We start from the raw sequence: 23409 nt of genomic DNA on the forward strand, positions 1-23409 counted from the left end.
ATGAAAGAAAATCATCGTGTTGTCTGTAAAATTAATCCAATTTTAGAAGAAACTTATAATAATCAAGTTCTTAGTTCTTTGGATTTTTTTTCTTCTCTCTATAAAATATCTTTATTCGGATACAAAGAGCCTATATTAGTTTCAGGTGTTGATGGAGTAGGGACAAAATTACGTTTAGCTATTGAATTTGAAAAATATGAAACTATTGGAGAAGATTGTTTTGCTATGTGTGTAAATGATATTTTATGTCATGGCGCAAAACCCTTATTTTTTCTAGATTATTTAGCTTGTGGAAAATTGAATTCTAATATTGTAGAAAAAATTATACAAGGAATAGCTAATTCTTGTAAAAAGACTAATACATGTTTGATTGGAGGAGAAACGGCAGAAATGCCTGGTATTTACAGAAAAAATGATTATGATATTGCTGGATTTTGTGTTGGTATAGTAGAAAAAAAAAATATTATAAATGGGAAAGAAAATATTCAAGAAGGAGATATATTAATCGGACTTCCTTCTTTGGGCGTTCATAGTAATGGATTTTCTTTAATTAGAAAGATTTTTTCTAAAAAAGATTTTTTAATGAATAAAATTAAAAATAAACCATTGTATGAAATTCTTTTAATTCCAACTAAAATTTATCATGATCCTATACATTTTTTGTTAAAAAATTTTTTTATACATGGATTAGCTCATATAACTGGAGGTGGAATTAATGAAAATCTCATTCGTATACTTCCAGAAAATTTATCTGTTATAGTAGAAAAGAATAAAATTCCTGTTCAACCAATCTTTTCCCATATACAAAAAAAAGGATTTATCTCAGAGGAAAAAATGTGGAATACTTTTAATATGGGAGTTGGAATGATTATCATAGCTTCTTTTCAAGATAAAAAAAATCTTTTGAAAAGATTATATTTGTTAGGAGAAAAACCTTTTGTCTGTGGTTATATCATTAGAGGAAATAAAAAAGTATTTTTGAAATAAAAAAATCAGTTTTTTTTCATTATAATATGAAAAAATTAGCAATTTTAGTTTCAGGTATAGGAACAAATATGAGGCATATTTTTCATGCCATTTCAAATGGAAAACTTTCTACTACATGTAGAATATCTTCAGTAATTTCTGATAGAAAATGTAAAGCAATTAAATATGCTTTCAAAAAAAAAATTGCAACTTTTTCTTTACAAAAAACTGAAAAAAAACTTCTTTCTCAAGAGATAGATAAAATTTTGATAAAAAATACTCCAGATTTAATAATATTATCAGGTTTTCTTTCTATTCTTAGTAAAAAGTTTTGTAAAAAATGGGAAAAAAAAATTATTAATATTCATCCATCTCTTTTACCTAAGTATGGAGGAAAAGGAATGTATGGAATGAAAGTACATCAAGAAGTACTTAAAAGAAAAGAAAAAATTTCAGGAGCTACAGTTCATTATGTTACAAAAGATGTAGATGCTGGAAAAATTATTTTAAATAAATCATGTAAAATTTCTTCAAAAGAAACTCCTTTATCTTTATACAAAAAAATTTCTCTTATAGAAAAAGAAATTCTTATTCAATCTTTAAATTATTTTTTTAACCAATCTTTTTCAAAACGAAGAAAAATATAGTATGATATATAATAACATATATAATGAAAAGAGCATTAGTTAGTGTTTATGAAAAAAATGAAAAATTATTAGATTTCGTACATTTTTTATGTGAAAAAAAATACCAAATAATTTCTACTGGAGGTACTTTTAAGTATTTAAAAAATAATGGAATATCTAAGATTAAAAATCTATCAAATATTATTTCATTTTCTGATTTTTTAGATGGAAGAATAAAGACTATTCATCCAAATGTTTATGGAGGTATTTTAGCTAATCGTTCTCTTAAAAAACACATGGAATATTTATCCATTCATCAGATAGATACCATTGATATTGTCTTAGTAAATTTTTATCCATTTTTTGAAAAATCAAAACAATACAAAAATGATTCTTTGATTGAATTTATAGATATAGGAGGACCATCTATGTTACGTGCAGCAGCAAAAAATTTTCTATATGTTACTCCTATTACAGATCAAGAAGATTACTTTGTAATTAAAAAGGAAATTGAAAAATATGGATATCCTTCATTAAGGTTAAGAAAAAAATTAGCAGGAAAAGTATTTAATTTTACTTCTGCTTATGATTCTGCTATTTCTCAATTTTTTTTAAAAGATGATTCTTTTCCTACTTATTTACATTTATCTTACGAAAAAAAAATGAATCTACGTTATGGTGAAAATCCTCATCAAAAAGCGGCTTATTATATCAGTAAAATACATAAAGGATCTATGATTGATTTTCATCAATTTCATGGAAAAGAATTATCCTTTAATAATTTAAGAGATATGGATATAGCTTGGAAAATAGTAGATCAATTTTCTGAACCTGCATGTTGTATAGTTAAACATGCTACACCTTGTGGTGTATCGTTAGGAAAAGATATCATGGATTCTTTTAAAAAAACTTATGAATCCGATCCTATTTCTTCTTTTGGAGGAATTATAGCTTTTAATATTCTAATAACAAAAGAATTAGCAGAAAAAATAAACAATCTTTTCTTTGAAGTTATTTTATCATCAAATTATGACCATGAAGTCTTGAATATTTTAAAAAAAAAAAAGAATTTAAGAATCATTAAAATAATCAATAATTCTTCTAATTATTATGATAAAGATAAATTAGAATATGTGAAAGTAGATGGAGGAATATTAGTACAACAGATAGATGATAGTATGTCTTTTGATTATAAAATAGTTACTAAAAAAAAGTTCTCTGATCAAGAAATAAAATCTTTTTTCTTTGCTCAAAGAGTGGTAAAATATGTTAAATCAAATGCCATTGTTGTAGTAAAAGGGACACAAACTATAGGAATATCTGGTGGACAGACAAACAGAATTTTTGCTGCTCGTCAAGCTATCGATAGAGCCTTAGAAAAAAGAAAAAAAAATTTAGTCCTTGTTTCTGATGCCTTTTTTCCTTTTCGTGATGTAGTAGATGTAGCTGCTGGTTCTGGTATAATTAAAGCTATATTCCAGCCTGGAGGTTCTATACGTGATGAAGAATCTGTAAAAGCATGTAATGAACATGGAATAGCTATGGCTTTTACAGGTCGTAGATATTTTAAACATTAAAAATTATGAGAATTTTAATTCTTGGAAAAGGAGGAAGAGAACATGCAATAGGAAAAAAATTATTAAAAGATTTTTCTCCAATGGAGATTTACTTTTATCCAGGGAATGGAGGAACTAATCAAATAGGTAATAATTTAGAAAAAAATTATTCTACAATGGAATTGTGTTTTTTTGCTAAAAAAAAAGCTATAGATATAACAATTGTTGGTTCCGAAAATTTTCTATTAGATGGAATAGTAAATGTATTTCAAAATTATGGTTTAAAAATAATGGGGCCACATTATGAAGCTGCTAAATTAGAAGGAGATCGTGTTTTTTCTAAAACCTTCATGATAAAATATGGAGTTCGAACACCAAAATATAAAGTCTTTTCTTCTTATCAAGAATCCTTGGATTATTTAAAAAAAACAACTTATTCCGTAGCTATTAAAACTAACGGATTGGCTGAGGGAAAAGGTGTTCATTTAGTAAAAAATAAAAAAGAAGCAAAAAAAGCTTTAAATTCTATTATGATAGAAAAAAAATTTGGAAAATCAGGAGATAAAGTCATCATAGAAGATTTTTTAGAAGGACAAGAATGTTCAATTTTATCCATATTGAATGGAAAAAATATTACACCTTTTCTATCTGTTAAAGATTATAAGAAAATTGGAGAAAATGAAAAAGGAAAAAATACAGGAGGAATGGGTTCTATAGCTCCTAATCCATATATGACGAATGAAATTTGGTTAGATTTTAAAGAAAATATATTAAAACCTACTTTAGAAGGTTTATTTGCAGAAAAATTGATGTTTTTTGGATTCATTTATTTTGGATTAATGATCACATCTAACAAAATTTATTTATTAGAATATAATACTCGTATGGGAGATCCTGAAACTCAAACTTTATTACCATTAATGAATAGTAATTTTATTCATATGATACAATCATCTTTTCTTTATAAGGAAATATCTATTTCTTGGAAAAAATTATGTTCATGTTGTGTAGTTTTATCTTCAGGAGGATATCCAGATAAATATAAAACTGGAAAAGTCATAGAAGGAATAAATTCTTTAAATGAACCTTTTTACATTTCTGGAGCTAATAATAAAAAAGAAAAATGGATAACGTCTGGAGGACGTGTTTTAAACGTAGTAGGATTAGGAAATACTATAGATGAAGCTAGAAAAAAAGCTTATAATGAAGTAAAAAAAGTAAAATTTGAAGATTTCTATTTTAGAAAAGATATAGGTTTATAATATGTTTAAATTATCAAGATTATGAATCATAATTCTTCTATTTTTATATTTGATTTTGGATCCCAATATAGCCATCTTATAGCAAGAAAAATTAGAGAAATAGGAGTTGATCCTATTTTGTGTTCTTATGACATTTCTATTTCTACACTTAGGAATAAAAAACCAAAGGGGATTATTCTTTCAGGTAGTCCTTGTTCTATATATGATAAAAATCCTCTTTTAATATCTAAATATATATTCAGATTGAATATTCCTATACTTGGTATTTGTTACGGAATGCAACTTATTTCTTTTTTGTTTGGAGGGACAGTAGAAAAATCGAAGTATAAAGAATACGGAAAAACTAATTTCATAATAGAAAATTCAAGTAATGAGTTATTGTTTCATGGAATACCAAAAAATTCTGTTGTTTGGATGAGTCATTTCGATGAAGTTAAAAATATTACAAAAGAATTTAAGGTGATAGGACATACTTCATCTTGTTCTATAGCAGCGATTGTTCATAGAACAAAAAATATTTATGCTGTTCAATTTCATCCAGAAGTTAGTCATACGGAATTTGGAGTATTTATATTGAGAAATTTTATTCTTCATATTTGTAAAGCAAAAAATAATATGAGATTAAATAATTTTATAGAAAAATCTATCAATCAAATAAGAAAAACTGTATCTAATAAAAAAGTTATTCTTGGTATTTCAGGTGGATTAGACTCTTTTGTTACTGCTTATCTCATTCATAATGCTATAGGAAATTCATTACATTGTATTTTTGTAGATACAGGTTTTCTTACAAAAAGAGAAAAAGATAATATGTCATATATATGTGAAAAAATGGATTTTTACATTAAAATTATAGATGCAAGAGAACGTTTTTTATCTATTTTAACTGGAATAACTAATCCTGAAGTGAAAAGAAAAATGATAGGAAAAGAATTTATATCTATTTTTCAAAATGAGGCAAAAAAAATAAAAAACGTAGAATTTTTAGCACAAGGGACAATACATTCAGATGTCATAGAATCTTTTCCAAATCAAAAAAACAAACGAAAAAAAAATTTTTCTATTAAATCTCATCATAATGTAGGTGGATTACCTCATTCAATGAAATTGAAACTTATTGAACCATTAAAGGAATTATTTAAAGATGAGGTTAAAAAAATAGGATCTAAATTAGGAATACCTAAAGATATCCTGTATAAACATCCTTTTCCTGGTCCTGGATTAAGTATCCGAATATTAGGAAAAATCAATAAAAAAAGAATTTCTATGCTTCAAAAAGCGGAAAATATTTTGATGCAAGAATTAAAAAGAAGCCATCTTTATGAATCTGTTAGTCAAGCTTTTATTGTATTATTACCTATTAAATCTGTAGGAGTAATGGGAGATAAACGAACATATGAAAATGCGGCAGTATTACGTGTTACAAAAACAGAAGATTTTATGACTGCAAATTTTTCACATTTACCTTATGAATTTTTAGAAAAAATATCAAGCAGAATAATAAATGAAGTAGAAGGAATTAATCGTTTAGTTTATGATATTACTTCTAAACCCCCAGCAACTATTGAATGGGAATAATGCCTTCTTTAAAATAAAAGATTTATTTGATTACATCATCATAGAAACAAGATTGGATAGATTTTTTTTTAATTCTGTTCTAGAAGAAATTAAATCTATAAATCCATGTTCTAAAAGGAATTCTGATGTTTGAAATCCTATTGGAAGATCTTTACCTATTGTTTCTCTAATAACCCTAGGACCTGCAAAACCAATAAGAGCTTTAGGTTCTGCTATATTAATATCTCCAAGTAATGCATAAGAAGCTGTAACCCCTCCTGTTGTTGGATCTGTAAGAACGGAAATGTAAGGAATTTTTGAATCACGTAATTGTGTTAATCTTGCTATTGTTTTAGCCATTTGCATTAAAGAAAAAGATGATTCCATAATTCTTGCTCCACCTGATTTAGAAATCAAAATATATGGAAATCTTTTCTCTATACAATGTTCTATTGCTCTTGATATTTTTTCCCCTACAACGGAACCCATAGACCCTCCTATAAAGGAAAAATCCATACAAGATATCACTATATTTTTTCCTTCTATTTTTCCTATACCTGTTCTAATTGCATCATATAAATTTGTTTTTTTTCTTGCTTCTTTGATCCTTTCCGTGTACTTTTTTCTGTCTATCCATTTGATAGGATCTTTACTAATCATCTTAACATTTATTTCTGAAAAAAATCCATGATCAAAAAGAATTTCAAAATATTCTTTACTGTTAATTCTTACATGATATCCATCTTCTGGACTAACATAAGCATTTTTTTTTAATTCTTCTGTATCTATAATTTTACCGCTTGGAGTCCTATACCATAAACCTTTAGGAAAATTTTTTCTATCCTCTATGGGAGTATTTATATTTTTTTTTTTTCTTAAAAACCAAGACATGGTTTCATAAAGTATTAATATTATTCATTAATTCAAAATATTTTTTAAGATAAATTTTAAAAGATTTTTCTCCTTCTCTAAGCCATACTCTTGGATCATAATATTTTTTATTCGGAAGATTTTCCCCTCTTGGATTTCCTACTTGTTTATCCAAATATTTGATATATTTACTCATGTAGTCTCGTACTCCGCAAGTAAAATAATATTGTAAATCTGTATCTATATTCATTTTAATGACTCCATAATTAATGGATTCTTGTATTTCTTTTTTAGAAGATCCTGATCCTCCATGAAAAACTAAAAAAATAGGTTTTTCTTTGGTATGAAATTTTTTTTGTATATACTCTTGAGTTTCTTTTAATATGAGTGGACGTAAAACCACATTTCCAGGTTTATATACTCCATGTACGTTACCAAAAGATGCCGCTATAATAAAATTTTCACTTATTCTAAGTAATCTTTCATATGCATATGAAACTTCTTTAGGATGAGTATAAAGTTTTTTTTTATCAATATTAGAATGATCGACTCCATCTTCTTCCCCTCCAGTTACTCCAAGCTCTATTTCAATAGTCATTTTTCTTTTATTCATTCTTTCAAAATATTTTTCACAAATACTAATATTTTCTTCTAAAGATTCTTGAGATAGATCTAACATGTGTGAACTAAATAAAGTTTTTCCATAAAATTTGTAATGATCTTCATTGGCTTTTAGTAGTCCATCTATCCATAGAAGGTTTTTTTTAGGACAATGATCTGTATGAAGAATCACCGTTGTTTTATACAATTCTGCTAATTCATGAATATGTTTTGCACTTGCTATAGAACCTTTAATAGCTGCTTTTTCATCTTGATTATTTAATCCTTTTCCTGCATTAAATGTAGCTCCACCATTAGATAATTGAATAATAACGGGAGAATTTACATATGAAGCTGTTTCCATTACGGCATTCATTGTATTTGATCCTATAACATTAACAGCAGGTATAGCAAAAACTTTTTCTCTAGCATATTGGAAGATCTCTTTCACCAGATTTCCAGTAGCTACTCCATAAGGAAATTTTCTAGACATGTTTCTTTAAATTTTTTTAATTTAATGATATTAACAAATGTAAAAAAAAGAATTTTTTATTCAATGGTAGAATTGACCCAAAAATGGATTATTTTCTTTTGTTTCTTTAGAGAACGAAAAATCCATTGATTACTTTTTTTTTGGAAAGGATCATAAATCTTATAAGATAAATCTAAACAAAAAATAAAAAATTTTAAGTTATATCTAAATCCTATTCCTCCTCCTAAAAAGAACTCTTTTAAAAAAGAATTCCGTCCAAAAATTTTTGAATCATTTTTTTTTTGATCCAAAATCCATACATTTCCCATATCAAGAAATAAAACAGAAATAAAGTTAGAAAAAATATTATATCTGTATTCGTTGGTTAATAAAATTTTTCTTTCCATAAAAAAATTTTTTTCAATAAAATCTTTATTATAATAAGAAGTTTTCCAATAAGGAAAATAAGGGAAATCTTCATTTACTTCTATAAAAGAATTTTTTAAAAATGGAATCTTTTTATTACCAGTAAAAGCTATTCTTATAAAGAATTTTGATAAAAAAGTATGATATGAAGTAAAAAAATAAGATCTTTTAAAAAAAAGATCAGATTTTAAAAAAAAAGATGAATTTGTGTTTTTTTTTTTTTGAAAAAAATTTCCATAAATTTCTCCATTTACACGTAATACAACTGGTTTTTTTTTTTTATCAAAAAAATCCGTTTGATTAATTTCATAATCATAAGTAATAGAATTATTGAGAAAATAATTCTTCATAAAAATTAATTTTTCTTTTTTTGCATTATAAGAATGAAAAATATTTTCTTTATTTAGAAATCTATCTTTACAATTTAAAATTGATTTTTTATCAAAAATTTGAAGATTTTTGACCAATTGTAAACCAATTATTTGAATTTTATGTTTTTTATACGGATATATTTTCCATTCAAAATTCAATATATTTGAAAATATAATTTTTTTTACTCCCATATTTTTCTGACTTTTTATTTGAAAAATAAGAGAAGAATTAGGCATACAAAAAAATGGACTATCCTTTTTTTTAAAGAAATTAGATAAAAATAGAATGTATGGATAAATAAATTTTCCTTCCAAGGAAAATTTATTCATATTTAAGAATTCTTTTTTTTTATAAAAATTCATATCTTCTTTTATAGAAAAAATGAAATTTTCTCCTTTATTAAAAACATTTCTTTTTAAAAAAGTTAGACCTGTAAGAATTCCTATATTCTTTTCTTTAGATAAAAAATTTTCTACAGAAAATTTTAATTCATGATTTTTTAGAGTGTTTAAACTAAATTCAACATTTAGAAATGATATTTCTTCATTATTTTTTTTTTGATCTATATCTATCTTAAGATGATCAAGATGAAAATTATATAATAAAGAATAAATATTTTGTTTAGTTTGAAAAACATCCTTTCTTTTATATAAATCTCCAGATGAAAAAATTAGAAGATCCGTAATTATTTTTGGATTAAAATTCTTCATATAAGAAGGAACAAAGAACTTATATCCATTATAAAAAAATGGATTATTTTTCTCTTCATCAATTCTTATTATTATTTCTTTGAAAAAGAATTTTTTATATTTTTCATTATGAGATTTTTTTACTTTTATATATAAATCTATTTTTTTATTTTCGATAGAATTTTTTTTCACATAAAATTGTATATCTGATAAATCAAAATTATAATAACCATGGTTTTCATACATATCTTTCATTCTATCCATTTCCATCGTTAAATTGTTAACATTATATATTTCACCTTTTTTTATAAAACTATAATCTAAATTATTTAGATAAATATTTTTCATTTTTTGTTCTTGAAAATTATAAATAATAGAATTTATATAGTAATATAAATTTATTCGTTTTTTTATGTTACAAATAATTTTTCTTTTTTTTTGAAACGTTTTTATAAAACCAAAGGAAAAAAACATTCCAAAAAAAAGGATAAAAGAAAAAATTTTATTGTACAAAATTTATTTAATCTTTAATTTTCATTAGTTTTACTGATAAATATATATAAAGTTGATTATGTTAACTCCAGCAACGTTAAAAATATATAACGCATCTGCAGGTTCTGGAAAAACTTTTTTTCTGGTAAAAAACTACTTGTATCTTTTATTTAAAAGTACTCATAATGATGAATATAAAAATATTTTAGCCCTTACTTTTACTAACAAGGCTTCTGAAGAAATGAAGAAAAGAATATTACAATGTATAAAAGAATTTTCTAATCAAAAAATAAAAAAAGAGTATTATCCTTTATTTAACTATATTAAAGAAAATTTAAATCTTTCAAAAGATCAGATATCTGAACGTTCAAAAAAAATATTATGTTCTATTTTTAGTGATTATTCTTCTTTTTCTATAAGTACTATCGATAGATTTACTTATCGTACTATACGATCTTTTCTTCCTAATTTTAATTTAGAAATGGATACAGATATGATTTTGTGTAAAATTACAAATAATCTATTATACAGATTAAATTGTTCAGAAAAATGGTCTCATACTTTAATTCAAATTTCTTTAAATAAATTCCAAGAAGGAAGAAATTGGGATCTTAGAAAAGAAATTTTAAAAATAGCGTCTCTCATCATAGATGAAAATAGTTTTTTTTCTATGAAGAAAATAAAAAATAAATCATTAAATGATTGGTTAATATTAAGGAATTCATTATTGATAAGAACAAATAGATTCGAAAAAAAATGTAAGAAACAAGGAAAAAAATTTTTTAAAATTTTAAAAAAAACATCTATTCAAAAAAACTCATTTCCTTATTTAGATTTACCAAAATTTTTTCAAAAATTTAAAACAGGTAAATTGATTATGAATCCTTTTATTCATAATAGAATCGAAAAATACATAAAAACAGGAATTCTTTATAAAAAAAAAGTAGATACTAATCAAAAATATTTAATTCAAAAAAACACACTCAAAATACTTCTTTTATATAAAAAAATTAAATATTTATATAAAAAAAATATTGTATCCTACATTTTAGATAAACAATTTTTAAACAAATTGGATTTATTATCTCTAATACATGAGATAGAAAAGGATTTTAAGTCTTTAAAAGAAAAAAAACAAATTCTTTTAAACAATGAGTTAAATCAAATTCTTTATGGAAAGATTGTTAAAGAATCATTTCCATATATTTATGAAAAAATGTGTTTACAATATAAACACTATTTCATAGATGAATTTCAAGATATTTCTTTTCTACAATGGGAAAATATTAGAATTCTAGTAGAGAACGTTTTATCGGAAAATGGAACAACTATGATAGTGGGAGATCCAAAACAATCTATTTATAGTTGGAGAGGAGGCGATGCAAAATCATTTCTTCATCTACTGTACTATTCATCTGATAAACATTACAATAAAGAAATAGTGTTTATGAATACAAATTTTCGAAGTTTTGAAGAAATTGTAAATTTTAATAATTCTCTATATTTAGAGACATCCAAAACTTTGGATAATCCATATAAAAATATATATAAAAAATCTCAACAAAAAATATTAAAAAAATCTGGAGGATATGTAGAGTTAAATTTTTTAAAAATAGAAAAAAAAAAATACAATCATTATGTTTATAGTAAAATAAAAAAAGTAATAGAAAAGTTATGTTCACAGAAATATAAATTATCAGACATTGCTATTTTAGTTAGAAATAATGCAGAAGGGAGTTTTTTATCTGAAAAATTAGTAGAAGAAGGTATTAAGGTAAATACATCTGTATCACTTCTTATAAAAAATCATTTGGTAGTAAAAATAATTATCAATTTTTTTTATATTATATTTCAACCTCTTTCTTATCAAAAAAGAGCTAATTTAATTTTATTATTATTGAATAATAATATCATTCATACCAAAGAAAAATATCATGATTTTCTTATAAAAACGATATTCTTACCAATTGATGCTTTTTTTAAAAAAATATTACGTTCAAAAAAAACTTTTAATATAAATGATTTATCTATCTATCAAATAGCAGAAAAAATTATTCTAAAATTAGAATTATTCAGTGAAAAAAATACAATATATATCTATTCTTTTTTAGATTTTATTCATAGATCTATGAAAATAGTAGGAAATTCTATTTTAGATTTTTTAGAACTTTGGGAAAGTAAAAAAAAAAAAGAAAGTATTACTATTTATGATAATATAGATGCTATACAAATTATGACTATTCATAAATCTAAGGGTTTACAATTTCCTGTAGTTATTCTTCCTTTCTCTGATTGGAATGGAAATGATATTTCGTCAAAAAAAAAAGTAGAGACATGGATTAATGTAAGTCCTCGTTTATATCATGGATTTGATTCTCTGTATCTGGAAATAGATACATCTATTATTAAACAACATATAAAAGATCATTCAGTTCTTCTTCATTTTTATAAAGATTATTTATCTAAAATAAAATTTGAAAATATTAATTTATTATATGTAGCGACAACTCGTCCTATAGAACAACTTTTTATTTTTTCCATGTATGAAAATATAAGATCTATATCGTTTTATCTGAAAAATTTTCTAAAAAAAAAAAAATTATGGAAAGATGAAACATTTCAATATTCCTTTGGAATATCAAAAAAGATGAATTAAATTAATTTTTATATGATATGTTTATCGGCACGGTAAGAAGAACGTACTAATGGTCCGCTTTCTACATATTTAAAACCCATATTTAATCCGATTTCTTTCAACTTTTTAAATTCATCTGGAAGAACAAAAAAACGAACTGGGTAATGTTTTAAAGAAGGTCTTAAATATTGACCTATTGTAAGAATATCCACTTTAGAATTCCTTATATCCCTCATAGTTTCTAAAATTTCATGTTCTTTTTCTCCAAGACCTAACATAATTCCTGTTTTTGTTCGAATATTTTTATTTATTTTTTTAATAGTTTGTAAAACTTCAAGACTACGATGATATTTAGCTTGTACACGAATTTCTTTTGTGAGTCTATAAACTGTCTCTACATTGTGAGAAATCACTTCAGGATGAAGATCAACAATTTGATTGATTATTTTTTTATTTCCTTTAAAATCAGGAATTAACGTTTCTATTGTTAAATTTGGATTTATTAATCTAGTTTTTTGGATTGTTTGAATCCATATAGAAACTCCCATATCTTTTAAATCATCTCTATTAACAGAAGTGATAACGGCATGTTTAATTTTTAATATTTTAATAGATTCAGCTACTCGTTCCGGTTCTTTCCAATCCACATTTTTTGGTTTTCCTGTTTCTACTCCACAAAATTTACAAGATCTTGTACAAACATTTCCCAATATCATAAATGTAGCAACCCCTTTCCCCCAACATTCTCCTATATTAGGACAACTTCCACTCTGACATATAGTATTTAATTTATGTAAATGAACTAATTTTTGTAATTCTCTATAATTTTTTCCAATGGGTATTTTAACTCTGATCCAATGAGGTTTTTTCTGAATAAAATTCATAATTTTTCCTTAATTAATACCATTTTTTATTCTTATGGTCTTTTATATATTATACTAATATAATAAAATCAATTTTTTTTATAAATTTGTTTTTCTTTTTATCATTCATTTTTAATGAAAATTTTAGTAAAACATATAGCTGAAAAATTAGAAATATTCGCTCCTATAGAATATGCTGAATCTTATGATAAGATAGGATTAATTGTAGGATCTTATGATCAAGAAGTTAAAAAAATCATGATAACATTGGATTTAACGGAAGAAGTTTTTTCGGAATCCATGGATAAAAAATGTAATCTTATAATATCCTTTCATCCTATTTTATTTAAACCAATTAAAAGCTTAATTGGAAATAATTATTCAGAAAGAGTTTTAATTTCTGCATTAAAAAATAATATATCTGTTTACGTTATTCATACGAATTTAGATGTAATATGGGATGGAACTCATTCTTACATTTCTAAACTTTTAAAGTTAACTAAAGAAGAAGTTCTTTTTCCAAAAGAAGGATCTATAAAAAAATTAACTACTTATGTTCCATATTCTTATTCTGAAAAAGTAAGAAATGCTTTGTTCAATGCTGGAGCTGGAAATATATCTAATTACAGTCATTGTAGTTATAATGTTGATGGGTATGGAACTTTCATGGGAAACGATAAAACAAAACCTTTTTTAGGAAAAAAAGGATATTTTCATATGGAAAAAGAAATGTGTATTAATGTAATTTTCCCTACTCATAAATTACATTCTATTAAACATGCTCTTTTTAACAGTCATCCTTATGAAGAAGTTTCTTATGAAATATATAAAATAGAAAATATAAATCCTTATCTTGGAATAGGAAGAATAGGTTTATTAGAAGAAGAAATGAATGAATATGATTTTCTTCATTATTTAAAAAGAAAAATGAGTTTATCTTGTATGAGACATTCTATTTTTACAGGAAAGAACATTAAAAATGTATCTATTATAGCAGGTTCTGGTAGTTTTGGAATAGAAAAATCTATAGAAATGAAAGCTGATGTTTTTATATCTTCTGATTTTAAATATCACGATTTTTTTAAGTCAAATCAACAAATTTTAATTGTAGATATAGGACATTATGAATCTGAAAAAAGTAATAAATATTTGCTAAAATATTTTCTAGATAAAAAATTTATCCATATTCCCATTTATGAATCAGAAATTGATACCAATCCAGTGAAATATTTTTTTTAAAAAAATGGTAAATAAAAAAAAAGGAGAAACTATTGAAGAAAAATTAAGAATTTTGTATAATCTTCAGTTAATAGATTCTCGTATAGATGAAATAAAAAAATTCCATTTAAACAAACCTTTAGAAATAAAGAGTTTAGAAGAAGAACTTGATCAAAGTAAAAACATTACAAAAGAATATAAAGAAAAAATTTTTTCTTTAAAAGAGAGAATTATTTCAAAAAATAATGAAATAACATCTTCAGATATTCTCATCAAAAAATATGAAAAACAAAAAGATCATGTAAAAAATAACAACGAATTATATTTTCTTAATAAAGAAATAGATTATCAAAAATTAGAAATTCAATTATTAAAAAAGAAAATCCAAAAATTGGAGATAAAAATATCCGAAAATAAAAATCAATTAAAAAAGAAAGAAAATTTATTAAAAAATAAGAAAGAATATTTACTTCATAAAAAAAAAGAATTAAACCATATTCATTTAGAAAATAAAAAAGAAGAAAAATTATTATTAGAAAGATATCTTCTTTTTTCTATAAAATCTGATAAAAAATTATTACAAACTTATAAACAAATAAGAAAAGGAGTAAAAAATGGAATAGCAGTAGCTCCTGTCCAAAGAGGGGCCCCTTTAGGTTCTTATTTAGCTATCACTCCACAAAAATATTCAGAATTAATACAACGTAATAAAATATTAATAGATGAAAATAGTGGAAGAATTTTGATAGATTCTGAATTAGCAGAAGAAGAAAAAAAAAAATATTCTTCCTTCTTTTTACAAAAAGAAAAATAAACTATTATATTTATAAATAAAAAAAATGATGGTACGTACTTATTCTTCTAATGAAATTAGAATAAAACTAAAAAATTTTAAGTTGTTGGATGTCTGTTCAGGAAAAAAAAAATCTTTTAAAGATTTTTTTTCCGATATTGCTACTGTAATTATGTTTATTTGCAATCATTGTCCTTATGTAAAACATATTCACACAGAATTAGTATCTTTAGCTAAAGATTACCTAGATAAAGGGATTTCATTTTTAGCTATCAATTCTAATGATGTGGATAAATATCCAGAAGATTCTCCTGTAAATATGAAAAAAATATCTGATCAATTAGGTTTTACTTTTCCTTATTTTTTTGATGACGAACAAAAAGCCGCTAAATATTTTGGAGCAAAATGCACTCCTGAATTTTTTATCTTCCATAAGAAAGACTATTTGATTTATCATGGTCAACTAGATGATTCTAGACCAGAAAATGGAATAAAAGTAACGGGATATGATGTTAGACAAATTATAGAAAAACTTTTAAATGGAATAAAAATTGATCCGATTATAAAACCTAGTTATGGTTGTAATATCAAATGGAAAACATAAGATGTTTATGATTCTCTTGAATAAGACATAAAAAATATGCAATAGAATCTGAAAGACACTTATCTAAAAAACCCCCAGCAGCGTTTTTATGTCCACCTCCTCCAAAATACTTTTTTGCAAAAATATTTACATCAAAACATCCTCTAGAACGAAAAGATATCTTAATAGGCATATCTTTTTTTTCTTCAAAAAAAAAGACAGACAAAACTATATTTTTTATGCATAAACCATAATTTACAATATCTTCTGTATCACCTCTTTTATATGGATAAAAATTCAAGTCAGTAGCTTCAATGCTTGTATAAACCGTTCTATATTTATCTAGTACTTTTAATTTATTTAACGCTTTAGACAAAAGTTTTATTCTATTCTCATTGTATTTTTCATGTTGTAAATGATTGTATATCTTTTCAAGATCAATCCCTTTTTCTATTAGTTTTCCAGCTATAAAGTGAGTTTCAGATGTAACGGAAGGAAATCTAAAAAATCCAGTATCTGTCATTAATCCTACATATAAACACGTAGCTATATCTTTATCTATTTTATCTAAATTTTTCATATCAGATATAAATCTAAAAACCAAAATACTAGTAGCTGCTACTTTTGTATCTGAAAACATAAAATCAAAATAGAAAGGGGAAGGATGATGATCTATTAATATTTTTTTTGCTTTAGAATTTAGAAAAAATTTTTTCATTACTTTTATTCTGGATAAATTATTGAAATCTATAAAGAAAATATAATCAGATTCCACTATTTTTTTCCTTATCAAGGATTGATTTTTATCAGATAGAATAATAATATTTTTTCTTCCTGGAAGCCAATTGAAAAATTCAGAATATTCCGTAGGGGATATTAAATCTACATCATGTTTCAATTTTCTGAAATAAAATAAAAGAGCTAACGAAGAACCCAAAGCATCTCCGTCTGGATTAGTATGTGGTAACAATACAATTTTCTTTTTCTTTTTTCCGTTAATTTCAGAAAACAACATAATTTTATTTTTTAGTTATTTTTTTGAATCCTAACTCTTCTCCTTTTTTTAACATAAGAAAATAAGCAGAACAAAAATTGTTAGAAATTTTTCCTTCTAAAATAGAATCTTTAATAAAATTTTTTATAATCCCTATTTCCTTACATGGTTGAATATGAAAAGTATTCATGATGTCATTTCCTGAAATAGGAGATTTCCAATTTTGGATACGATCACGTTCTTCTAATTTTTTCATTCTATCCATAAGAAAATAAAAATTTTTTGTATATAAATTTTTTTTATCCGAATTTTTTGTTGTAATATCAGCTATGCATAATTTAATTAAATCTTCAATATCTTTTCCCATATCAAATAATAATCTACGTATAGAAGAATCACGAGTATGATTTCCTATTAAAGAAATGGGTCTATTACTATTTTTTATCATTTTTATCACATATATCATGGACTCTCCTTTTGGTAATTTTAAACGTTGAAATATTTTAGGGATCATTTTAGATCCTACTAGTTCATGTCCATGAAATGACCAACCTACTTCTGGTAAAAATTTTTTAGTAGATGTTTTTCCTATATCATGAAGTAAAGCTGACCATCTTAACCAAATCGTATTTTTTTCTTCTTTACTGATATTATCTACCACTTTCAAAGTATGACAAAAATTTTCTTTGTGTTTATGTCCATTTCTTTCTTCTACTCCTTGTAATAAAGTTAATTCCGGTAATATTATTGATAATAAACCAGATTCGTTTAATAAAAATAAACCTACAGAAGGTTTTTTAGATAAAAGAATTTTATTAAATTCTTCTGTAATTCTTTCTTTAGAAACAATATGGATTCTTTTTTTATTTTTCTGAATAGATTGAAATGAGTTTTTTTCAATAAAAAATTGAAGTTGAGAGGCAAATCTTATAGCACGCATCATTCGTAATGGATCATCAGAATAAGTAATATCCGAATTTAATGGAGTTCTTAAAATTTTTTTCTTTAAATCTAATAAACCTCCAAATGGATCTATTAACTCTCCGTAATTTTTTTTGTTTAAACTAATGGCTAAAGAATTAATTGTAAAATCTCTTCTATTTTGATCATCTTCTAATGAACCAGATTCTATCATAGGTTTTCTACTGTATAAATAGTATGATTCTTTTCTAGATCCAACAAATTCTATTTTTTTATCATCATACTCTAGCATAGCAGTACCAAAACGTTTAAAAATATTAATTTTAGGTTTAGGTTTTATGTGTCTAGAAACTTCTTTAGCTAATTTTATACCTTCTCCTATAGTTAAAATATCTAAATCTTTGTAATCTCTTTTTCCAAGTAAAAAATCTCTCACATAACCACCTATTACATAACAATCCTGTTTAATGTTTTTAGCAGATATACTGACAATACGAAATATTTTTCTATGAATAGCGTTTATTAAATTCATTCAGATTACATGCGTAATATTTTAACCTTATTTGAAACAATTTTTAATATTGAAGAATTTCTAGAAATAGAAGTTTCTTCTCTACGAAAATTAACAGCATAGTCTATGTTCTCTAAAATGGAATGGCTTATTTCTTCAAAAGATTTAGGAGTTGAATCTCCAGATAAATTAGCAGAAGTAGAAATAATTGGTTTATTCAAACAACGAATTAAAGCAGAACAAAAAGGATCTACGGTCAAACGAATTGCTAAAGTATTATCCTTTTTATTTAATAAAAATTTAGAAATTATTTTTTTAGGATTATTATATACGATAGTTAAAGGTTTTCTTTTATTCTGATTTTTATGAAGAATTATTTTTTTAATAAAATCAGGAATATTTTCAACTAACTTAGATAAACGATCTATCTTTTCTACTAACAAAATCATAGGTTTAGAAAAACATCTATTCTTTATTTCATATATTTTTTTTACAGATTTTATATTAAAAGCGTCACAACCCAAACCCCATACAGTATCTGTAGGATATAATAAAATTTTTCCCTTTTTTAATATTTTGACACTTTTTTCTATTTCATCGTAAAAAAAAGACATAAAAAATTATACAACAATTTTATGTGTTCTCAATGCTTCATTTAAAGATACTTTTTTATTGGTACTATCTTTTCTTTTACCTATAATTAGAGCACATGGAACATAATATATTACACCTGAAGGAAACTTTTTTGGATATGAGCCAGGTATAACAACAGAGTATTTAGGTATGAAACCTTTCATTTCTACAGTTTTGTCTTTTGTTGTATCAAAAATTTTAGTAGAAGAGGTTAGAACTACATTAGCTCCTAACACTGCCCCTTTCTCTATAAGAACCCCTTCTACTAAGATACATCTAGAACCAATAAAGACATCATCTTCAACAATAACAGGATAGGACTGTATGGGTTCTAAGACCCCACCTATTCCAACACCTCCACTTATATGAACTCTATTTCCTATTTGAGCACAACTTCCTACAGTAGCCCATGTATCTACCATCGTATCCATTCCTATATAAGATCCAATATTCACGTAAGAAGGCATAAGAACAACACCAGGGGAAATATAAGATCCATAACGAGCTATCGCTGGAGGGACCACACGAATTCCTTTTTCTTTGAATTTATTCTTAACCGGTATTTTATCATAAAATTCTAATGAACCAAATTCTATAACATTCATTTTTTTAATAGAAAAAAACATAACTATAGCTTGTTTAATCCACTCATGAACAATCCATTTTTCATTTAAACATTCTGATACTCTTATTGATCCTTTTTCTAGTAAATCAATTACATGACAAATTTTATCTTTAATAAAAGGATTTTTTGACCATTTTCCTTTTTCATTTATCCAAGCTCTCTCTATTTCTAGTTTCAGTTTATCCTTTTTCATATTTCATATACATAACATAAAAAATATTTATATAAAAAACAAAAGTAGCAAAATTAAATAATATAACAAGTATATATTTGTTCTAATGACAAAGATATTGGGAATAGATTACGGAAAAGTAATAACAGGTTTATCTATATCAGATACTTATGAAGTATTTTCATTTGGACTAAAAGCCGTTCCTACTAAAGAGCTAATGAGTTTTTTAGATTATTTTGTAGAGAAAAAAAAAATAAAAAAAATTGTAATAGGTTTACCTAAAACATTAAATAATAAAATTTCAAAAATAGAAAAGGAAATTCAAGGAATTATTTCTAAATTGAAAGAAAAACATCCTAAAATAATCATAGATAGAATAGATGAACGTTTTACATCTAAAATTGCTTTATCTACTATGATAGAATTAGGATTAAGAAAAAAAAAAAGAAGAAAAAAAATGCTTCTAAATAAAATTAGCGCTGTACTAATTTTACAATCTTATCTTTTAAGAAAAAACAAAAGAAAATAAATTATGATTTTACCTATAATTATTTATGGAAATCCAATTTTAAGAAAAAAATGTACAGAATTAAATTCTAATTTTTCTAAAAATAAAATTAATGAATTAATAAAAAATATGTTTGAAACCTTACATAAGGTACAAGGAATTGGTTTAGCTGCTCCTCAAATAGGAAAAAATATACGACTGTTTGTGGTAGACACTACATATTTTTCAGAAAAAAAAAAAATTAATTTTAAAGAAGTTTTTATTAACGCAAAAATATTGAAATACCATGGGATAGAAAGTAAATTTAATGAAGGATGTTTGAGTATTCCTGGTTTTATGGGTTATGTGAAAAGAAAATCTTTTGTATCTATAGAATATTATGATCATAATTGGAAAAAAAAGAAAAAAACCTTAAAAGGTATATGTTCTAGAGTAGTTCAACATGAATATGATCATATTGAAGGAAAATTATTCATAGATTATTTTCCTTTTAATAATAAGAGAATAATAGAAAATAAATTAAATTTAATTAAGAAATCTTTTTAAGAAGCAGTAATATCTCTTACTATTTTTTTAAATGTGTTTGAATCATTGATTGAAATATCAGATAAAAATTTTCGATTAATCTTAATACCTTTATCAGAAATTATTTTCATAAATTTAGAATACGATAAGCCATACAAACGTACTCCAGAATTGATACGTTGAATCCAAAGGGATCTAAAATATCTTTTTTTTCTTTTTCTTCCTGAATATGAATATTTTAAAGATTTTTCTACTGCGTTTTTAGCGACTGTATAAACCTTACTTCTTGCTCCATAAAAACCTTTTGCAGATTTAAGTATTTTTTTTCTCCTTTTTCTCGAAGAAACAGAATTTGTAGATCTTGGCATATTTGTATCTAAATTTGTTTTTTTACATTTTTTTTATCTGAATTTTTCAATAAAAAAAATTTAGATAAATTTCGTTTTCTTTTTTTAGATTTTTTTGTTAAAAGATGATTTTTAAACGCACATTTTCTTTTTATATGACCATTATCCGTTTTCTTAAATCTTTTTTTTGATCCTGATTTTGTTTTTAGTTTAGGCATCAATTAATTAAATTTTTTTTGGAGTTAAGATCATATACATTCTTTTTCCTTCCATTACAGGCATTTGTTCTACTTTTCCATATTCTTCAATTTCTTCTGCAAATTTCAATAATTTTATCTTTCCTTGATTTTTATATACGATAGAACGCCCTTTAAAAAAAACAAAAACTTTTACTTTATCTCCTCTCATTAAAAACTTCTCAGCACTTTTTATTTTTACTCGACCATCATGATCTCCTATCTGTGGACCAAATCTAATTTCCTTAGTATTTATTTTCATTTGTTTTGCTTTAAATTGCTTTTTCTTTTTCTTTTGCTCATACAAATATTTCTTATAATCCAGTATTTTACATACCGGTGGATTTAGTTTAGGATTTATTTCTACTAAATCCAATTCTCTATCCATCGCAAATTGAATAGCCTCTTCTATAGAATAAATACCATTCTTCACTATATCTCCAACTAATCTAATTTTAGGTGAATCAATATGATTATTAATTCGATGTAACTCTTTTTTTTGTGTAAAAGGACGATAAATTCTCTTTTTTTTATGTCCTCTAGAAAATTTCTTTTTTATAACTTTATAAATTTAATTAGTTTCTTTAAAAATTATATCTATTCCATTGGAAATAGAAAATAAACCAACATGACCAAAACCATGACGACGTAATGAAATCATCTCATTTTTTTCTTCTTTTTCTCCTAATATAATCATATAAGGTATTTTTGTTTCTTCAGAATCCCTTATTTTTTTAGAAATTTTTTCATTTCTACTATCTATAGAAACACGAATATTATGATTCAACATTAAATTTAAAATTTTTTTGGCATAAAAAATATATTTATCACTAATAGTTAGAATTACTGCTTGATTAGGAACTAACCACAATGGTAAATCTCCATTAGTATGTTCTATAAGAATAGCGATGATTCTTTCCAAAGAACCAAAAGGGGCTCTATGTATCATGACAGGGCGTATCTTTTCATTATTTTTATCTTTATAAGATAAACCAAATCTTTCCGGTAAATTATAATCAACTTGAATTGTACCTAATTGCCATTCTCTATCCAAAGAATCTTTTATAATAAAATCTAATTTTGGACCATAAAAAGCTGCTCCTCCATAATGAATAGTGGCTTCTATATTTTTCTCTTTTACAGTTTTAAGTATAGATTCTTCAGCTAATTTCCAATTTTTATCAGATCCAATATAATTATTAATGTTTTTTCTATCTCTCAAAGAAATTCTTACTGTATATTTTAAAAAACCTAGATGACGAAAAACCACAAAAATTAAATTAATAACTTTTTTAAATTCTTCTGACAATTGATCTTCTGTACAAAAAATATGTGCATCATCTTGTGTAAAAGATCTGACCCTAGTTAGTCCATGAATCTCTCCACTTTTTTCATAACGATAAACTGTTCCAAATTCTGCAAAACGCTTAGGTAGATCTCTATAAGACCATTCTTGAGATCTGTAAACTTCACAATGATGAGGACAATTCATTGGTTTCAATAAAAATTCTTCTTCTTTACGAGGAGTTTGGATTGGTTTAAAACTATCTTTTCCATATTTATCCCAGTGACCACTCGTTACATATAATTTTTTATGTCCAATATGTGGAGTTATTATCATTTCATATCCTGATTCTTTTTGAATTTTAGTCAAAAAATCTTCCAAATTTTTTCTGAGAATTGTTCCTCTAGGGAGCCATAAAGGTAACCCCATTCCAACTCTATCTGAAAAAGTAAAAAATTTTAATTTTTTACCGATTTTCCTATGATCGGAACTATAATTTTTTTTTAAGGAAGAAACTGAAGATTTATCCATTTCAAAAAAAAAACTTCTGCATAATTTTTTCTGTACCCAAATAAGATACAAGTTTTTTTTATTATAAGGTCCTTATAATATAGAAAATTTTCCGTAAAAAATCCAATTATCTACACAGATATTTGATTATTTTTTATTTCA

At 24.4% G+C, this 23409-nt stretch carries 23 protein-coding genes; 11 read left to right on the forward strand and 12 right to left on the reverse strand.

The window, feature by feature from the left end:
* From purM to guaA, 5 genes are read left to right on the forward strand one after another with little or no spacing between them, the layout of a single operon-like run.
* Positions 1-987, forward strand: coding sequence for a phosphoribosylformylglycinamidine cyclo-ligase (gene purM, locus H0H78_RS00750; RefSeq protein WP_185851117.1), 987 nt, complete (start codon positions 1-3; stop codon positions 985-987).
* A gap of 26 nt (positions 988-1013) precedes the next feature.
* Positions 1014-1613: a formyltransferase family protein gene (locus H0H78_RS00755; protein ID WP_185851118.1), complete on the forward strand. Its 600-nt coding sequence runs from the start codon at positions 1014-1016 to the stop codon at positions 1611-1613.
* Between the two features lie 23 nt (positions 1614-1636).
* Entirely contained in the window at positions 1637-3169 is a 1533-nt protein-coding gene (purH, locus tag H0H78_RS00760; RefSeq protein WP_185851119.1) for a bifunctional phosphoribosylaminoimidazolecarboxamide formyltransferase/IMP cyclohydrolase, read from the forward strand.
* Positions 3170-3174: 5 nt separating this feature from the next.
* Positions 3175-4410, forward strand: a complete 1236-nt coding sequence (gene purD / locus H0H78_RS00765) for a phosphoribosylamine--glycine ligase (RefSeq protein ID WP_185851120.1) — start codon at positions 3175-3177, stop codon at positions 4408-4410.
* 21 nt (positions 4411-4431) lie between these two features.
* Positions 4432-5988 carry a glutamine-hydrolyzing GMP synthase gene (gene guaA / locus H0H78_RS00770; protein ID WP_185851121.1) on the forward strand — a complete coding sequence of 519 codons (1557 nt, stop codon included), beginning with the start codon at positions 4432-4434 and terminating at the stop codon, positions 5986-5988.
* A gap of 30 nt (positions 5989-6018) precedes the next feature.
* Here the strand turns inward: guaA and accD are convergent, their stop codons facing one another.
* From accD to H0H78_RS00785, 3 genes are read right to left on the reverse strand one after another with little or no spacing between them, the layout of a single operon-like run.
* Positions 6019-6858 (reverse strand): acetyl-CoA carboxylase, carboxyltransferase subunit beta, encoded by an 840-nt coding sequence (gene accD, locus H0H78_RS00775; protein ID WP_185851122.1) that lies wholly within the window; start codon positions 6856-6858, stop codon positions 6019-6021.
* A gap of 4 nt (positions 6859-6862) precedes the next feature.
* Positions 6863-7930, reverse strand: a complete 1068-nt coding sequence (gene fbaA / locus H0H78_RS00780) for a class II fructose-bisphosphate aldolase (RefSeq protein ID WP_185851123.1) — start codon at positions 7928-7930, stop codon at positions 6863-6865.
* Between the two features lie 56 nt (positions 7931-7986).
* The gene (locus H0H78_RS00785; RefSeq protein ID WP_185851124.1) at positions 7987-9744 is read right to left on the reverse strand and encodes a POTRA domain-containing protein; all 1758 of its coding nucleotides are present in this window, start codon (positions 9742-9744) and stop codon (positions 7987-7989) included.
* Between the two features lie 223 nt (positions 9745-9967).
* Between H0H78_RS00785 and H0H78_RS00790 the strand changes: the two genes are divergently transcribed.
* Positions 9968-12544, forward strand: coding sequence for a UvrD-helicase domain-containing protein (locus H0H78_RS00790; protein WP_185851125.1), 2577 nt, complete (start codon positions 9968-9970; stop codon positions 12542-12544).
* Between the two features lie 8 nt (positions 12545-12552).
* On the opposite strand, the gene lipA is transcribed toward H0H78_RS00790, so the two are convergent.
* Positions 12553-13407 (reverse strand): lipoyl synthase, encoded by an 855-nt coding sequence (gene lipA / locus H0H78_RS00795; protein WP_185851126.1) that lies wholly within the window; start codon positions 13405-13407, stop codon positions 12553-12555.
* Positions 13408-13521: 114 nt separating this feature from the next.
* On the opposite strand from lipA, the gene H0H78_RS00800 reads away from it, so the two are divergent.
* The 3 genes from H0H78_RS00800 to H0H78_RS00810 are packed head-to-tail and all read left to right on the forward strand — an operon-like array spanning position 13522 to position 16001.
* Complete coding sequence (locus tag H0H78_RS00800) at positions 13522-14625, forward strand: Nif3-like dinuclear metal center hexameric protein (protein WP_185851127.1); 1104 nt, start codon at positions 13522-13524, stop codon at positions 14623-14625.
* 4 nt (positions 14626-14629) lie between these two features.
* Positions 14630-15418: a zinc ribbon domain-containing protein gene (locus tag H0H78_RS00805; protein WP_185851128.1), complete on the forward strand. Its 789-nt coding sequence runs from the start codon at positions 14630-14632 to the stop codon at positions 15416-15418.
* A gap of 28 nt (positions 15419-15446) precedes the next feature.
* Positions 15447-16001, forward strand: coding sequence for a thioredoxin family protein (locus H0H78_RS00810; protein WP_185851255.1), 555 nt, complete (start codon positions 15447-15449; stop codon positions 15999-16001).
* Here the strand turns inward: H0H78_RS00810 and H0H78_RS00815 are convergent.
* From H0H78_RS00815 to H0H78_RS00830, 4 genes are read right to left on the reverse strand one after another with little or no spacing between them, the layout of a single operon-like run.
* A complete protein-coding gene (locus tag H0H78_RS00815; protein ID WP_185851129.1) occupies positions 15985-16995 on the reverse strand; it encodes a DHH family phosphoesterase in 1011 nt (336 codons plus the stop codon). The genes H0H78_RS00810 and H0H78_RS00815 overlap by 17 nt on opposite strands.
* 4 nt (positions 16996-16999) lie before the next feature.
* On the reverse strand, positions 17000-18427 hold the full coding sequence (locus H0H78_RS00820) for a CCA tRNA nucleotidyltransferase (RefSeq protein ID WP_185851130.1): 1428 nt from the start codon (positions 18425-18427) through the stop codon (positions 17000-17002).
* 5 nt (positions 18428-18432) lie between these two features.
* Positions 18433-19020 (reverse strand): L-threonylcarbamoyladenylate synthase, encoded by a 588-nt coding sequence (locus tag H0H78_RS00825; RefSeq protein ID WP_185851131.1) that lies wholly within the window; start codon positions 19018-19020, stop codon positions 18433-18435.
* 6 nt (positions 19021-19026) lie between these two features.
* Positions 19027-19857, reverse strand: a complete 831-nt coding sequence (locus H0H78_RS00830) for a 2,3,4,5-tetrahydropyridine-2,6-dicarboxylate N-succinyltransferase (RefSeq protein WP_185851132.1) — start codon at positions 19855-19857, stop codon at positions 19027-19029.
* Between the two features lie 85 nt (positions 19858-19942).
* Here H0H78_RS00830 and ruvX point away from each other — a divergent pair, with 85 nt between their 5' ends.
* Positions 19943-20365, forward strand: coding sequence for a Holliday junction resolvase RuvX (gene ruvX, locus H0H78_RS00835; protein WP_185851133.1), 423 nt, complete (start codon positions 19943-19945; stop codon positions 20363-20365).
* A gap of 3 nt (positions 20366-20368) precedes the next feature.
* The gene (gene def / locus H0H78_RS00840; RefSeq protein WP_185851134.1) at positions 20369-20890 is read left to right on the forward strand and encodes a peptide deformylase; all 522 of its coding nucleotides are present in this window, start codon (positions 20369-20371) and stop codon (positions 20888-20890) included.
* Here the strand turns inward: def and rplT are convergent.
* Genes rplT through thrS form a run of 4 tightly spaced genes read right to left on the reverse strand, consistent with a single transcriptional unit; the run spans position 20887 to position 23319 of the window.
* Positions 20887-21237, reverse strand: coding sequence for a 50S ribosomal protein L20 (gene rplT, locus H0H78_RS00845; protein ID WP_185851135.1), 351 nt, complete (start codon positions 21235-21237; stop codon positions 20887-20889). The genes def and rplT overlap by 4 nt on opposite strands.
* Before the next feature lie 8 nt (positions 21238-21245).
* A complete protein-coding gene (gene rpmI, locus H0H78_RS00850; protein WP_185851136.1) occupies positions 21246-21434 on the reverse strand; it encodes a 50S ribosomal protein L35 in 189 nt (62 codons plus the stop codon).
* A gap of 7 nt (positions 21435-21441) precedes the next feature.
* Positions 21442-21972, reverse strand: coding sequence for a translation initiation factor IF-3 (gene infC / locus H0H78_RS00855; RefSeq protein WP_185851256.1), 531 nt, complete (start codon positions 21970-21972; stop codon positions 21442-21444).
* Positions 21973-22023: 51 nt separating this feature from the next.
* Positions 22024-23319 (reverse strand): threonine--tRNA ligase, encoded by a 1296-nt coding sequence (thrS, locus tag H0H78_RS00860; protein WP_238783768.1) that lies wholly within the window; start codon positions 23317-23319, stop codon positions 22024-22026.
* Positions 23320-23409: the final 90 nt, after the last annotated feature.

The sequence above is a fragment of the Blattabacterium cuenoti genome, assembly GCF_014251235.1.
Taxonomy (GTDB): domain Bacteria; phylum Bacteroidota; class Bacteroidia; order Flavobacteriales; family Blattabacteriaceae; genus Blattabacterium; species Blattabacterium cuenoti_AF.